The following is a 15,250-nucleotide window of genomic DNA, read 5'->3' as shown; positions in this document are numbered from 1 at the left end:
GGTTTAACAACGGGGCCAGAGTATAATCGTGAACGATCTGTTACAGGTCAAAGACCTCCGTGTCGCATTTAAGCTTCCAGAAGGAACTTTGAACGCCGTCAAAGGCGTATCCTTTCGTGTACCGAGGGGGAAAACAGTTTCTCTTGTCGGTGAATCAGGATCAGGAAAATCCGTTGTCAGTCAGGCGATTATGGGAATTTTGCCCAAAGTAGCCGAAATAGCAGGCGGAGAAATTCTTTTTTCCGATCCTGAAAAACAAGGCGAAATTCTTGATCTGGCAAGGATCCCCCCTGATAGCAAACAGATGAGACAGATCCGTGGTGGCCGGATATCCATGGTTTTTCAGGAACCTATGACCTCGCTATCGCCAGTACATACCGTTGGCAACCAGATCTGTGAAGCGTTAGAGTTGCACCGAGCCATTTCCTCAGCTCAAGCACTCGAACTTGCAACCGACATGTTACGTATGGTGGGGTTCCCCGATCCGATCAGGGCTATGCGTACCTATCCATTTGAACTTTCAGGTGGGTTACGACAGCGCGCTGTTATCGCCATGGCACTGGTGTGTCACCCCGCCCTGCTTATCGCCGATGAACCAACAACGGCCCTGGATGTAACCATTCAGGCGCAAATTCTTAAGCTAATCAAAGATTTACAGAGCGAACTGGACATGTCCGTTCTGATGATTACTCACGACCTTGGCGTCGTTGCCAATATGGCAGATGAAGTCGTGGTTATGTATCACGGCGAGGTTATGGAAAGCGGTACGCTGGAAGATATTTTCAGAAAAGCAGAGCACCCCTATCTCAAAGCCTTGCTTCACGCAGTTCCGCGCTTTGATATGAAACCGGATGAACGACTAAAACCAATTCGTGAAATAGAGCACCATCCGGACAATCCTATTCTCAAGGCAAAGAGACAAAGACGAAAAATTTGTGAAGATGATCCTCCTTTGCTCGAGGTAAACAATATTTCAAAATCCTTTTCGATCAGAAAAGGTGGCTTTTTCTCGCAAAAATCATCGGAAAAGGCATTGGCCGTCGATGACATCAGTTTTTTTGTCAATCGTGGTGAATGCCTCGGCCTTGTGGGCGAAAGCGGTTGCGGTAAAACAACACTGTCAAAGATCATCATGCGTGCTCTGAAGCCCGATCAGGGGTCAATTATTTTCCGGGACCAGAATAATAATCCAACAGATGTTCTGGCGCTGGAGAAAAAAGACCTCTTTGGTTTTCGTGAACGCGTCCAGTTCATGTTCCAGGACCCCTATAGTTCCCTTAACCCCCGCATGACTGTGCAGGAGTTAATTGGTGAACCCTTGCTCATACATGGTATGAAAGACCCTAAAGAGCGGCGAAGATACGTTGAAAGCCTCATGGACGTAGTTGGATTGGCACCAATGCACATAAATCGTTATCCCCATTCATTTTCAGGGGGGCAGCGTCAACGTATCGGGATTGCCAGAGCATTGGCCCTACAACCCGACCTTTTGATCTGTGACGAGCCTGTTTCGGCATTAGATGTGTCTATTCAGGCACAGGTTCTTAACCTGCTGAAAGATTTAAAAGCAGCTTTGGGCCTGACCTATATCTTCATCAGCCATAATCTGGCAGTTATAGACTACATTGCGGATCGGATTATCGTCATGTGCAGAGGACGATTGGTTGAAACTGCTCCGAAAGAATTACTCTTTAAAAATCCCGTTCACCCCTATACCCGGGCGTTGGTATCTGCAGTCCCAGACCCCGACCTCGACCATCCGCTTGATTTAAAAGATTTACTGGAAGGTAAAGCCTCAGTGCCGGAAAACTGGCCAGCGCCTTTTACTGTAAATGATCAACACGAGATGACCATGGTTGATTTAGGTGGCGGACACTATGTACGCGTCCATAAAGGCACTGAGTGTGACGCCATCCCTCAAAAAAGTATGAGGGAGAACGCATAATGTTGGGCTATATCGTCAATCGTATTTTGGCCATGGTGCCAACACTACTTATTATTTCAGCAGTTATCTTTACCCTGATTCAGCTACCACCCGGGGATTATCTTGAAACACAAATAGCCGAAATGCAGGCACAGGGTGAAAACGTCGATCAGGAAAAGATTGATTATCTCCGTACTGAATACGGTTTAGATAAACCCATGTATGAACAATATTTCGACTGGGTTTTCGGGCTTTTACAGGGCGACCTTGGTTATTCATTTGAACATGAACTACCGGTAACCGAAGTTATTGGCGATAGAATCACCCTCACGATTGTCCTTGCCCTTGCCGCAACGCTCTTTACCTATGTTCTTTCCTTCCCGATAGGTATCTATACCGCTGTAAAACAATATTCTGTCGGTGATTATGTTTTCAGTTTTGTCGGTTTTATTGGCCTTGCAACGCCTAACTTTTTACTGGCTCTGGTCTTGCTTTATTTTGCCAATGTCTGGTTCGGTACTTCTATCGGTGGCCTGATGGATGATGAATTTATCGGTAAACCCTGGAGTATGGATAAGGCTTTGTCTGTGCTGGAGCATTTATGGGTTCCCGTGGTCGTAATTGGAACTTCCGGTACCGCCGGTATGATCAGACGATTACGGGCAAACATGCTGGATGAACTATCCAAGCAATACGTCATTACAGCCAAAGCTAAAGGCCAAACACCGCTCAAGATCCTCTTGAGATATCCCCTTCGCTTGGCAATAAATCCCTTTATCGCTGATATTGGATCAATTCTACCTGACTTGCTTTCCGGATCTGTTCTCGTTGCTGTGGTCATGGGATTGGAAACAACGGGTCCGATGCTTGTTGACTCTCTACTGAGTCAGGACATGTATCTCGCAGGATCATTCCTTATCATCGAGGCATCACTTGTTGTTATTGGAGTCTTCATTTCAGATCTGATTCTTGCAGCGATTGACCCAAGAATTCGTCTGGGCGGAGGAGCTGAAAAATGAGCAAAAATACAACAGATCATCAGTCCCAAAGACGACCCATGGAGCATTACGTCAATCCAGCGCCCTTTGATCCACAGTCAGTAACAAAGCTGACGCCACAGCAAGAACGCTATTTCACTGCATCACAATGGCAGATCATGTGGTGGAAGTTCAAAAAACACAAACTGGCGGTTTATTCCGGCGTTATTCTGTTGTGCATGTATATTGTTGCGATACTGGCAGAACTGGTTGCCCCCTATAATTTACACAACCGGGAAACAAAGTTTATCTACGCCCCGCCACAAGCCATTCACTTTTTCCATGAAGACGAGTTCATAGGCCCCTTTGTCTATGGCTTTGACTACAACCTCAACATGGAGAACCTAAAGCGGGAATACACACCAAATACATCTGACATTCAGAAGTTAAACTTCTTTTGCCGGAGCGATCAGGAATACGATTATCTTGGCCTGATCAGCGGAGACTTCCATTTCGTTTGCCCGGCTGAAAACGGAACCCTTTTCATCTGGGGAACAGATCGCTTGGGACGTGATGTCTTTAGTCGCATCATTTATGGGTCAAGAATTTCCCTGACAATCGGTTTGATCGGTGTTGCTATCAGCTTTGTGCTTGGCACTTTCTTTGGCGGTTTGGCCGGATATTTTGGTGGTCTTGTCGATAATTTTGTTCTGCGGGCCATTGAGATACTCAAATCTTTCCCAAGCCTGCCGTTGTTTATGACACTTTCCGCCCTCTTGCCTGTTACATGGAGTCCCCTCGGGGTCTTCTTTGGTATATCTATTATTCAGGGTTTTCTGGACTGGCCAGGACTAGCCCGTGCCGTCAGGTCTAAATTGCTGAGCCTACGTGAAGAAGACTTCACCACAGCAGCACAGTTAATGGGCGCTTCACATGCAAGAATTATCGGGAAACACCTTTTACCTTCGTTCAGCAGTCATCTTATCGCTTCTGCAACACTCGCTATTCCCATGATGATATTGGGCGAGACCAGTTTGTCTTTCCTTGGTTTGGGATTAAGAGCCCCGATCACATCATGGGGAGTGCTGCTCAACGAAGCACAGAACATCAGTGCCGTCGTACTATATCCATGGCTGCTTTTACCAGTTCAACCCGTCATATTGGTTGTTCTTTGCTATAACTTCTTGGGTGATGGCCTGCGTGATGCAGCAGATCCCTATAAATAACGCTTTTGTGCTGAGAAGATTGGTTCTTCTCAGCACAAGCTAATCTGCAATGACAACAAGATCCATGGTGTCCGAAACACCGACAACCTGACTCTTTTCCAGGACCTTTCGCTCCAACAAGGGTTCATACCCTTGTTCGACAGCTCTTTTATAGGTCGTTTGATCAGCAAGAGCACGCACCCCTACATCTTTATTATGTTTCTCAAGCTTTGCCGAGAGATTAACCGCATCGCCAATCACAGTATATTCCAAGCGCGTATCATCACCAACAGCCCCGAAGAGAACAGGTCCAACAGCAATTGACCCATTAACCAGCGGTGCTTCTTCACCGTTGTTTCGCTGCCATGATGCTGTTACATCCATCAATTCATCCATAGCTCTTAAAGCGTCAGCGGCATAAGTTTCAGAGGGAACAGAAGCACCAAAGGTTGCCATGATGCCATCCCCCATAAACTTATCAATTGATCCGCCGTGCTTTTGGATGATCGGAACGCAAAGCTGCTGATATTCAGCAAGAGTGCCCATAACAATCTCCGCCGATTCCACGGCGGCCAACTTCGTAAACCCCCGCATATCCAAATTCATAATTGCGGCTTCACGTCTTTCGGCGCTTCCCGCCATTATTTTGTCTTTTGAATCCGCAATCTTTTTGGCAACTTCAGGTGAAAAGAAACGCGAAAGTTCCTGCGCAGCCTGTCGTTCTGAAACAGAATTAATCAATAAAGCCCGGGCACGCACCAACGCGACAGCCAAAATAAGTGTCACAACCAAAATAGAGATGATTTTGTCAAACTCTGCCCCGAGAAGAATAGAATTTGAGGTCATGTAGTGCACATAGTCGCGCGTAATCATGCTATCCATGGAATCAAAGGAAACAACATACATGATCATTACCCCCCACCCCAGAGCAGCAAATAATCCTGCAATGACAACGAACTTGGCTTCAAACCTCAAAGCTCTGATCGCTATGAAGATAAAAACGTAAAGAAGGGTCGGGACTTTCAGATAAAAACTTGGCGGTTGATTATACTGAACATGAAAGCTCCAGATCAGAACCATCAAAAGCGTCATATCAAAAAGCGCAGAAAAGGCGAGAGACCAGTCAGGCATATGGAAGTTATAGGCCCAAACGATACGTATCAGTGTCAAAACAAGATAAATGCTCAAGGCCCAGGGAACCGGTGCAAAAGTCACATCTTCGTTAAAGGTCTTTGGGGATATAAGATAGAGAGAACCAAAAATAGAAACAACGGCGAGCTGAATCCAGCCAATCAACCGTTCTGTTTTATCTTCCTGTTCATGAATGGCCTTAAGAACCCGCTCTGGCAAAGCTGTTTCATTAACCGAGCTAAACCACTTCATTTTTATCATCCCGAAATGCTAATCAATCACACCGCAATCAACTGTGTTATAGCCTAAATAAGCTTTAGCTGTTTTCAATTCTACAGGTAGGTTGATCAAGCCGTGGTCAGAATTCCGTGATCAGAGCAGAAACGTTTACAAGTTAAGAACAAGGCCTTCTTTTGCAAACAGGGTTCCCGGGCGCGTTTTTTCTGCCTTTTCTGCCTCAATATCCAGGAAATCATCGCTGTGGCAGGGATCATGATGAAAAGCAATGAGCTGTTTCACATCTGCCAGATCACACAGACGCGCCCCTTCTTGCCAAGTTGAGTGTCCCCAATCCTTGAATTTAGGAAATTCTTCGTCCGTATAGCTGCTGTCATAGACCATACAGTCAGCTCCTTGGACGAGTTCAATTATTTGACGGTCCGGCACCCCCGGAGTGTGCTCTGTATCTGTGATATAACAAAAAGATTTACCTTTGTATTCCAAACGATATCCCGTCGCTCCATTGGGATGGTTCAAAGGAGTTGTTCGTATTTTAAGGCCAGGATAAGGTTCCAGCGTTTCACCGCTATGAAAATCATGAAATGTCACGTTCGCTGAAAATATTTTCGGTGGGACCGGAAATAAAGGTTCCGCCATATAACGGCATAGAATTTCGTGTAAATTACTTTTCTGTTCCAATAAATGCCCCGCCCACAAGCGCACCTTGTTTTTGGGGTAAAAGTTTGGGCCAAAGAATGGCATACCCATAATATGGTCGTGATGGGTATGAGAGAAAAGAATATCGATTTGCTGTTTATCACTCGCAGAGCAAATGTTTTGCCCCAAAGATCTGATACCCGTGCCCGCATCGAAAATAAAATGGTGATCTCCACAGCGAACCTCTACGCATGACGTATTCCCGCCATAGCGCCTGTGGCTATTTTCCGGACAAGGGATTGATCCCCTTACTCCCCAGAATTTTACTGTAAAATCACTCGTTGCCGACACGTTTCATAATCTCCCGGCTACTACACAGCCAAATGCAAAATTCACAGATCCTTGCTGAAGTACCGCTAGGGCACCAAACGATAACCACCAGTCTCTGTTACTAATAACTTTGCATTCGATGGGTCGATTTCAATCTTTTGTCGCAATCTATAGACATGAGTTTCCAGTGTATGGGTAGTTACACCAGCGTTATATCCCCAAACTTCGTTAAGCAAAGTATCCCGCCCGACAACCTGAGATCCCTTACGGTACAAATACTTAAGGATAGATGTTTCTTTTTCTGTCAGGCGAATTTTCTTTTGTGTTTCACCTTCAATAAGAATTTTACCACTGGGCTGAAAAGTATAGGGCCCGATGGTGAAAACAGCATCTTCACTCTGTTCATGCTGGCGGAGCTGAGCACGCAATCGAGCCAGAAGAACCCCTAAACGGAATGGCTTGGTAATATAATCGTTAGCGCCAGCATCCAGACCCAAAATGGTATCAGCATCAGATTCAGCAGCTGTTAACATGATAATCGGGCTTTTAACCCCCGCGCGCCTCATCAAGCGACAAACTTCACGCCCATCCATGTCGGGAAGGCCAACATCCAGCAAAATCGCATCATAGTAATCGTCTTTGGCCTTATCCAGGCCTTCCATACCATTTACGGCTTCTGTTGTTTCAAACTCTTCATGTAGATGTAGTTGCTCTCTTAATGAAGAACGCAGCGCATCATCATCATCAACAAGCAATATTCTACGGCCGTTTGAAGTTGTCATCCCATAGGCCCCTTATCTGTTTCCCTGTTTTACTTCACAGTATTTGTTTAACAACATTTATTCCTGTGCCGGACTTTATGGTCCGATTGTATTATTCCTACAGCTATTAAGTAACCAGCTTTTATCTAAAAATAACACTTATTTAGATAGCACTGGCACCATCGACATTCAAGCTCACCCACAAAATCTGCGAAACAGAACTTTCTGGCAGAGGCTATAAACAAAGAAAGTTACACTTTAGCTATCAGATTTAACCATGTTCTTTTATATATCGTGAAATCTACAGAACATTTCAAATGGAAGCAGATAAACAATCCGTGTAATGCATATCTAAAAGCTAACTATCTGGATTTAATGCATTATCCTAAAAGCATAGTAAACAGCAAAGAAGAGAGTAAGGTATATCTTACGACCCAGTATCTATACAAAAACGATCTTTTCTGTCGCAAACCCTTCTGCTCGCTTCGTATTTTCACTCTTTCCATCTATTGTACTTTGCTATAATTGAGCAGTGGCTTTTAGACATTTATCTGGAATGTCAGAACAGTGTTCCCTAAATAATGATCGGGTCATTGTTTTAAGGTGATATACATTACCAAAAGCTACGATTACCAATGTAACCAAGCCGGACGAAAGAACAGATCAGTGCCAGCGCTAGAAGAAAATGCCGCAAGGATCCTCCCTGCAGTTGAGCGAGCCATTGCAGAATTGCGTCGTGGAGCAGCCGTTATTGTACAGCGCCCGGATGGACAGTCTGCCTTGATTCAAGCTGCAGAAACGTCATCGGATGAAAGCCTTGATAGGCTTCGCAATATCAGCAATGCAGAGCCTTGCCTTCTTTTAACCGCCCGCCGAGCTGCAGCAATTGGGATCAACGAAGCAGAACCTCTTATCAATACAACAGAGGTTATCGCTTTTGCGTTGGACGGAATGTCACCAGAAGCCGCAGCTTATCTTGCTGATCCAGTACATGATCCCCTCGGTATCAACCTACGTCATGATAACTTCCTAACCACAGAAGTTCCGGAAATACTCGCCCGCAATGCTGTCCTTTTGACAAAACTGGCCTGCCTACTGCCTGCGGCTCTGTTTGTGAACCTGCCTGACGGTACCGATGCAGAACTCGCAAAAGAACACAACCTTCTAGTCGTTTCTGCTGACGACATTGCCAGTTATCGCAGTACAGCGGCCTATAGCTTGAAAAAAGTTGCATCGGCACAGGTTCCCCTTGAAGCCGCCGAAAAGACAACCGTTGTTGCCTTCCGCCCTAAAGACGGTGGCACCGAACACCTTGCCCTTGTGATCGGAGACCCCGACCCCAATCAACCAACCCTGATCCGGTTGCATTCAGAGTGTTTTACAGGCGATTTACTTGGCAGCTTACGATGCGATTGTGGCGATCAGCTTCGTGGTGCCATTAGTCTTATGGAAAAACAGGGGGGTGGCATCCTGCTTTATCTTTCGCAAGAAGGTCGCGGCATCGGTTTGATGAATAAGCTTAGAGCTTATGAGTTGCAAGATAGAGGCGCAGACACGTCTGATGCCAATGAACTCGTGGGTTTTGACCCAGATGAGCGGGTTTATATCCCCGCTGCAGAAATGCTCCGTCAGTTAGGGTATGACGAAGTCAGGCTTCTGACAAACAATCCGGAAAAAGCTTCTTCCCTGATTGAATGCGGTATAGAAGTCATCGAAATGGTTCCACATCATTTTCCTTCAAACGGCCATAATGAGTTTTATTTAAAAACCAAAGCAACACGCTTTGGGCATAAGCTCTGAGAAAAACGCATTCAAAAGCATTGAATTAATAAATATCAACATTGGTATGGGCAAGCTTTGCCTGACTCTGGGAAAAGTATTCCCGCCAGTGCATAAATTTGAAGAAAATGTTGACATAATAAGCCTGAATTAATTGGCCCGATCATTGCATTGATACACCTGCATTAACGATCAGGTATTATCAAGCTTATGTTGGATCAGCTTTATTCTCAACAAATCACCCCAAAAGGACAAATTCGTTCTGCCAATCATCATGGCCCCAATATAGAAACCGGCAACGTTGCTCATACAACAACATCCTTACCTGTGGTGCCACCTCAACAAGAAAATAAAGCTGACAACAAAACCACTTTTTCTAATAAGCCAGCACAAGATAACCAATTTAAAAGTGAATTGGCAAAAACGGGCTTAGAAGCCTCTGAAAGCCAGCCTTCTAATCAAGAAGACCAAAGCTTTGGGTTCTTTGACTTTTTGGATGTTATAAACCCGTTACAACATATTCCTGTTATTTCAACATTATATAGGGAAATCACTGGCGATGAAATTCAACCTGCTGCGCGAGTAGTTGGCGGTATGATTTATGGTGGTCCTACTGGTTTTGTTTCAGCAATAGCCAACTCAATTGTCGAAGAAACCACCGGGAAAGACATTGGCGAAAATATCATGGAAGCTTTTCTGGGGTCTGATGAAGATGAAAACCCTGTTCAGACTGCCGCACTTGAAGCCTATCCCGAAGATGCAACAACACCTTTATTTTCACAATTAGCACCTGTGATCCCGCCAGCACCAATTCAACAGCCAAAGTTAGAAAATGCTGCAACATCCCACAATCCTGGTTCAGCATCTCCTCTCGAGGGAAAAGCAGCATTGACAGCTCTTTATAATGACTTAGCGCCCTCCTCAACTACGGAACCTGTTTCACAGCAAATTAGAGCATCAAATGCGAGCTTAAATGTTCCACAAGGGGGATCGACAACGTTAGCAACCTCAAAACCAGGAAAATGGTTTCCTCTATCCGGTGGTAATGTTCTGATCGCACAGACTTCGCATCTACCACAAGCAAGACCATCCGAATCTACGTCACAACAAGTAGAATCCCCAACGACATTACCAAGAACTGATAATGCACCATCGACTGAGGAAACCATTGCTTCTATCGAAAGTGATTTTGCACAGAATCTGTTAAACGGACTTGATAAATACCAGCAGTTAAAAAGCCTTAATTGAATCTCGACAATCCAGACTGAATATGTATGTTTGGCCCAGCTAATGTTTAAGGACTGATCTCGGGTACAGACATGGATATCATCGTTCAATCAATTAATGGTAAGTGGCAGGCATCTTTCGGTGACAAAATCTGGCCCTGTGCTATTGGTAAAAATGGCATCGTTCCAGCCAATGAAAAGATTGAAGGTGATGGCAAAACACCGGTCGGGAGCTGGGATTTAACCAAAATCCTGTATCGTGCAGATCGCATATCTCTTGAACAAAGAAAAGAAATTAGCAAAGCCATTGAAATAGCACCTTTATGCCAAAGAGATGGCTGGTGTGATGAACCAGAAGATCCTTATTACAATCAAGCTGTTATTGTTCCCTATACATCTAGCTACGAAGCTCTGTGGAAAGAGCAGGAGAATACTTATGATCTAATTGGACTTCTTAGTCATAATTCTGATCCGGTAATTCCAGGCCGAGGATCAGCCATCTTTCTTCATGTATCAAAACTTGGTTTGGCACCGACAGAAGGGTGTGTTGCTCTTGCACTTGATAACCTATTAGAGTTGCTATCTCTTATTAAAAGTGACACTAGGATCACAGTAGCTTGATAAACTTTTCTTGAGAACACTCGGTTATTCTCAAAGTCTTCTTATATTTAAGATCAAGATAGAAAACATTAGAAAGCTAAAGCAATGAAATTAAAATTTTCAACGATAGCTGCAGGTCTTTTAATTACAGGATTAGCCGGGTGTGGTTCAAACCATGACACTCTACGTTCAACATACTATTCATTGGGGTATACAAAAGGTGACGCCCTGTTGGCGGCTAACGGGCAAACGATCAAGGTAAATGTTGTTACAAAACAAAATCAAACCACGTTAGAAGAGACCATCTCATCTGCCCTGAATCAAAATGGTCCTAAATGGTTAAATGCGCAATATAGCCCCTTAACAACAACAAATAACAAAAGTCCTTATCAAATGAAATGGGCCTTTAATGTTTCCGAAGGCGGCAATGCGATTTCACTCTGTCGAGAAAGTTATAGTAAAACCCTAGAAAGCACATCTGTAGATAAAGGGGTGGTCCTAGCCGCTTTTTGCGTTAATAACAGAACCCTAACCAGTTTAAGAGCCAGAATTCATTCTGAGCCCGGCACTAAAAATTTCGCCAAAACTGTTGGACTCATTGGCAAAAAATTATTATCAGCCACAAACCCCGAAAGGTCTGATGATTGTAAAAACTTTGATGATTGTAGTTAGTCTTAAGCAGAATAGTCTCTAGCGCCAAAAATGCCCGAGCCGACCCTTACATGGGTTGCGCCAAAACGAACAGCCAAATCAAAGTCATTACTCATACCCATTGATAGGTTTGGAAGATCATTTTCCTGTGCAAGCTTAGACAAAAAAGAAAAATGTAATGAAGGCTCTTCGTTTACTGGGGGAATACACATAAGCCCTGTGATAGACAGGTCTTGATCACGACAAAGGGCAAGAAGATCTTTTAAATCTTCGGGTAAAACGCCTGCTTTCTGTTGTTCTTCACCTGTATTAACCTGAATATACAGTTCAGGGTTTCTTTCCTGCTTCTCTATCTCTTTGGCCAGTGCTTTCACTAGCTTGGGTCGATCTATTGTTTGTATAACATCAAAAGTTTCAATCGCCTCTTTTGCTTTATTTGTTTGCAAGGGTCCAATGAGATGGAGTTCAATTTCTCTTCTTTTTTGCCCAATATCTTTAAATTTTTTTTGAGCTTCCTGGACTTTATTCTCACCAAAAATGCGGTGACCAGCTTCATAAGCTGACAAGACATCTTCAACAGGCTTTGTTTTACTAACAGCAATCAAAGACACCCTCTCAGATGCCATTAAAGACTCCACCCGAGAGAATTCTATTTGATCTTTAATGTTTTTAAGATTTTGGGCAATATCAACAGACATACATAATATACCGTTTTCAGTTAAAACACAGTTGGAAGCTTTAGGAGATTATAAGTTATAAATATCCAAAACGCTTCATCTGTGCTTTGTGGTCTTTCTCAATGCGGTAGCGTTGTTTATCCGTCAAGACTTCCCGCCATCCACCAGCTTTACCCGAACGGAAGAATTTTTCACTTTTATGGGATCTTTCAATAAAACCTTTTTCAGCTTCTAACGCCTGTAACTGCTTAAAAGAGGAAAATTCAACTGCACGTTTTATACGTTCTTCGTCCTTGGTAATACCAAGCTTCTTAGCAAATCCTCCTAAAACAGTGTGGGGATCAGCTAGCATATCTTCGTATTTAAGAACTATCAGATTTTTATGCTTAACTTGAGTCCAAGATTTCACATGATTGGACCAACTGTTATATATTTCGTATACTAGGTTTTCATCAGCTTCGCTTCGTGCACCTGTCTTGCTCATCAATTCAATAGTTTCGTCAATTGAAACCCCAAAATGATCCGCACCGGACACAGCAACATCTCTTGGATCTCTGGCTATATAGACAGCTGCAGCGGTAGAATGCATAGAACACAGTGGTTTATTTAAAAACTCGCCTAAGAAATTATGCGTTTTTAGCAAAACAACCCTTTTATTAACCTCAACTGCCCTTTTTTGAGCCCGTTCTCTTGCATCAGCAACTTCTTGTTCGCTTTGTTCATCCCAAGGCTTATCTTTTAAGAAGGGCTCATACCAAACACGGTTAGCTTCACTCACACAAACCTCATTTGCCCTATCCGGAGATAGCGGTTCTTTTGCATCCAAAATTAAATTAGCCAGAAAAACACGAACCCATGTGTTACCCGATTTTGGATAAGAAGCAATCCAGAGTATGCCCGGCATTAATTGTCTCCGTTTTAAAACTTTAAGGACTCCAAATACATATACTCGAAGTCAAACTGGTATATTTAAGTAGTTACCTAGCAGGACTAGAAAATACCTGCAAGCAGATCAGAGAAGCCAGTTTCTTTTCCATTATTATAGCCAGAATACTTATTTAAATAACGTATGTGTTGAACAGGATCAAACTTTGAACCCCGGCTAAATCAGCTGGTTTCCTTAGCATTCCTCCTCGAAACATCCTTTTTGTTGCATCAATGTCACACTAGTACTTAAAAACAACATTAGATGAGATTCGAGTATTGCAGTTCTTTTTCAGCTAATGCTACAAAAGCACACGTTAATTGAAGGCTTTGTGCCTCATATATTTTTTTGGAGATCGAATATAATGAAAAAAGTTCTGCTTGCTAGTTCAGCTCTTGTAGCTGGCGCAGCTTTCGCAGCACCAGCAATGGCTGCTGATGGCGAAATCGTTTGGTCCGCATGGACACAGTTCCACGTTTCTTCTACTGGTGTAGATAGCGACTCACAAGGTGATGGTGGTGACACAAACAAAGGCGTTGATTTCAACACTAACTCTGAAATCGCTCTTGATTACTCAGCAACTGCCGATAATGGTCTGACTTACGGTCTGCACATCGAGCTGGAAGCTGATCAAAACACAGAGAACAACTCAGATGAAAACCACATCTTCCTAGAAGGTGACTTTGGTCGCGTTGAACTTGGTGATCAAGATTCTGCAGCTGATCGCCTGATGGTTTCCGGTTCTTCTGTTGGTTTCCAGTTCGGTATGTACGGTAACTACACTGGTTCTGTTCTAGGTAACGATGATTACACTAAATCAACTGGTGCTCGTACAGCTTCTGATCTGAACGACTCATCAGATGATACAAAAATCACCTACTTCACACCAACATTTAACGGTTTCAAAGCTGGTGTTTCTTTCGCACCTGACTCTGATACTGGTAACACTGAATCAGGAAATGGTACTGGCGTAGATAACCACTTTGATGCTGGTATCAACTACTCTGGTAACTTCAATGACTTCTCAATTGATGCTGGTCTAGTTGCTGCTACTGAAGAGCGCTCTGCAGCTGGTTCTGACGATGTTACTTACATCGGCGTCGGTGGTGGTATCATGGTTGGTTATGCTGGTTTCAGCGCAGCTGTTGGTTACATTCACGATGACTTTGAAGATTCAGACGAAATCGATACTGTTGACGTAGGTCTAGCTTACACAACTGGTCCTTGGAGTGCTTCTATCGGTGCAGCTTGGTCCGAGCGTGACGTAGACGGTGGTTCTGATATCGAATACACAGCATACTCTGCTGGTGTTGGTTACCAGATTGCACCAGGTCTGAGCACTTGGGTTGCTGGTTCAGTTGGCGAATACGAAGGTGCTGCTGAAGACTTCACAAACCTACAAGCTGGTGTAGCAGTATCATTCTAATTGATACGTAACACATAGTTTAAAAGACAGGTCGGTTCGGTTTCGAACCGGCCTTTCTTTTTACTGTACTTCTACATAAAGATTAGGTTAAGTATTCTCAGATTAGGTATAATCCGGGAAGAAGCATGACCAACCTCACCTCTTTTGTTCGTTTCGCTTTTATTGCTATGTTCGCTCTTTTCCTCTTCTCTTGCGAAGGCGGGAAGGAGTCAGACCTTATTCACGATAACCCTTCAGATGAAAGATACGCCAAATATGGCGGATCAATTCTTGGTGGTGAAGGTGGTGTTAACCTTCTGGATCTCGGGAATAACAAGCCCCAGGACGGTGGTGCTGGCGTTGGCGTAAACTCTTTCCTTTGGCGTGCCTCGCTTGATACCATCGCTTTCATGCCTCTGACCTCTGCAGATCCTTTTGGTGGCGTGATTATTACAGACTGGTACAGCCCGGACGAAACCAAGCCAGAGCGCTTTAAAGTTAACGTATTCATTCTTGGCCGCGATCTTCGCGCCGATGGCGTACGGGCTTCTGTTTTCAAACAACAACGCGACGTTACGGGAAGCTGGATTGACGCCAAGGTCGACCCTAAAACCGGGACAGAGTTGGAAGATGCAATTCTTACCCGTGCACGCCAGTTACGCATTGCATCAAGTGAATAAATTAAATCCAGTTTTTTAATTAGTAAGAACTGGAACAATCCGTAATCAAGGCCGCAGAAATTGAACGACATTCATCTGTGGCCTTTTACCCTTGTTAGTCACC

At 44.0% G+C, this 15,250-nt stretch carries 14 protein-coding genes; 9 read left to right on the top strand and 5 right to left on the bottom strand.

Features of this window, described 5'->3' with window-relative positions; translation table 11 throughout:
* Positions 1-28 precede the first annotated feature (28 nt).
* Genes BKB51_RS13245 through BKB51_RS13235 form a run of 3 tightly spaced genes read left to right on the top strand, consistent with a single transcriptional unit; the run spans position 29 to position 4,127 of the window.
* On the top strand, positions 29-1,945 hold the full coding sequence (locus BKB51_RS13245; protein ID WP_085901577.1) for an ABC transporter ATP-binding protein: 1,917 nt from the start codon (positions 29-31) through the stop codon (positions 1,943-1,945).
* The gene (locus BKB51_RS13240; RefSeq protein ID WP_085901576.1) at positions 1,945-2,943 is read left to right on the top strand and encodes an ABC transporter permease; all 999 of its coding nucleotides are present in this window, start codon (positions 1,945-1,947) and stop codon (positions 2,941-2,943) included. Before BKB51_RS13245 ends, BKB51_RS13240 begins: the two co-directional genes overlap by 1 nt.
* The gene (locus BKB51_RS13235) at positions 2,940-4,127 is read left to right on the top strand and encodes an ABC transporter permease (RefSeq protein WP_085901575.1); all 1,188 of its coding nucleotides are present in this window, start codon (positions 2,940-2,942) and stop codon (positions 4,125-4,127) included. Before BKB51_RS13240 ends, BKB51_RS13235 begins: the two co-directional genes overlap by 4 nt.
* Positions 4,128-4,166: 39 nt before the next feature.
* On the opposite strand, the gene BKB51_RS13230 is transcribed toward BKB51_RS13235, so the two are convergent.
* From BKB51_RS13230 to BKB51_RS13220, 3 genes are all read right to left on the bottom strand, one after another.
* Positions 4,167-5,489 carry an adenylate/guanylate cyclase domain-containing protein gene (locus tag BKB51_RS13230; RefSeq protein ID WP_085901574.1) on the bottom strand — a complete coding sequence of 441 codons (1,323 nt, stop codon included), beginning with the start codon at positions 5,487-5,489 and terminating at the stop codon, positions 4,167-4,169.
* Between the two features lie 135 nt (positions 5,490-5,624).
* Positions 5,625-6,464, bottom strand: a complete 840-nt coding sequence (locus BKB51_RS13225; protein WP_218044037.1) for an MBL fold metallo-hydrolase — start codon at positions 6,462-6,464, stop codon at positions 5,625-5,627.
* 65 nt (positions 6,465-6,529) lie between these two features.
* Entirely contained in the window at positions 6,530-7,225 is a 696-nt protein-coding gene (locus tag BKB51_RS13220) for a response regulator transcription factor (RefSeq protein ID WP_047764063.1), read from the bottom strand.
* A gap of 645 nt (positions 7,226-7,870) precedes the next feature.
* Here BKB51_RS13220 and ribA point away from each other — a divergent pair.
* The 4 genes from ribA (at position 7,871) to BKB51_RS13200 (ending at position 11,481) form a co-directional block, all read left to right on the top strand.
* Positions 7,871-9,004, top strand: coding sequence for a GTP cyclohydrolase II (gene ribA, locus BKB51_RS13215; protein ID WP_085901573.1), 1,134 nt, complete (start codon positions 7,871-7,873; stop codon positions 9,002-9,004).
* A 189-nt stretch (positions 9,005-9,193) separates the two neighbouring features.
* Positions 9,194-10,231: a hypothetical protein gene (locus BKB51_RS13210; protein ID WP_085901572.1), complete on the top strand. Its 1,038-nt coding sequence runs from the start codon at positions 9,194-9,196 to the stop codon at positions 10,229-10,231.
* Positions 10,232-10,302: 71 nt separating this feature from the next.
* Entirely contained in the window at positions 10,303-10,830 is a 528-nt protein-coding gene (locus BKB51_RS13205; protein ID WP_085901571.1) for a L,D-transpeptidase family protein, read from the top strand.
* 84 nt (positions 10,831-10,914) lie between these two features.
* The gene (locus BKB51_RS13200; RefSeq protein WP_085901570.1) at positions 10,915-11,481 is read left to right on the top strand and encodes a hypothetical protein; all 567 of its coding nucleotides are present in this window, start codon (positions 10,915-10,917) and stop codon (positions 11,479-11,481) included.
* Between the two features lie 2 nt (positions 11,482-11,483).
* Here the strand turns inward: BKB51_RS13200 and BKB51_RS13195 are convergent, their stop codons facing one another.
* Both BKB51_RS13195 and BKB51_RS13190 read right to left on the bottom strand, forming a co-directional pair.
* Complete coding sequence (locus BKB51_RS13195; protein WP_085901569.1) at positions 11,484-12,158, bottom strand: YggS family pyridoxal phosphate-dependent enzyme; 675 nt, start codon at positions 12,156-12,158, stop codon at positions 11,484-11,486.
* Positions 12,159-12,213: 55 nt separating this feature from the next.
* On the bottom strand, positions 12,214-13,041 hold the full coding sequence (locus BKB51_RS13190) for a sulfotransferase domain-containing protein (RefSeq protein WP_085901568.1): 828 nt from the start codon (positions 13,039-13,041) through the stop codon (positions 12,214-12,216).
* A gap of 385 nt (positions 13,042-13,426) precedes the next feature.
* Here BKB51_RS13190 and BKB51_RS13185 point away from each other — a divergent pair, with 385 nt between their 5' ends.
* Together BKB51_RS13185 and BKB51_RS13180 are read left to right on the top strand one after the other, a co-directional pair.
* A complete protein-coding gene (locus BKB51_RS13185; RefSeq protein WP_158090226.1) occupies positions 13,427-14,488 on the top strand; it encodes a porin in 1,062 nt (353 codons plus the stop codon).
* Positions 14,489-14,613: 125 nt separating this feature from the next.
* Positions 14,614-15,147, top strand: coding sequence for a DUF3576 domain-containing protein (locus tag BKB51_RS13180; RefSeq protein ID WP_245813279.1), 534 nt, complete (start codon positions 14,614-14,616; stop codon positions 15,145-15,147).
* Positions 15,148-15,250: the final 103 nt, after the last annotated feature.

This window comes from Kiloniella majae (genome assembly GCF_002118315.1).
Lineage (GTDB): Bacteria > Pseudomonadota > Alphaproteobacteria > Kiloniellales > Kiloniellaceae > Kiloniella > Kiloniella majae.
The sequence above is the reverse complement of the archived record's forward strand: the minus strand, read 5'-3'. Positions and strand labels throughout refer to the sequence as shown.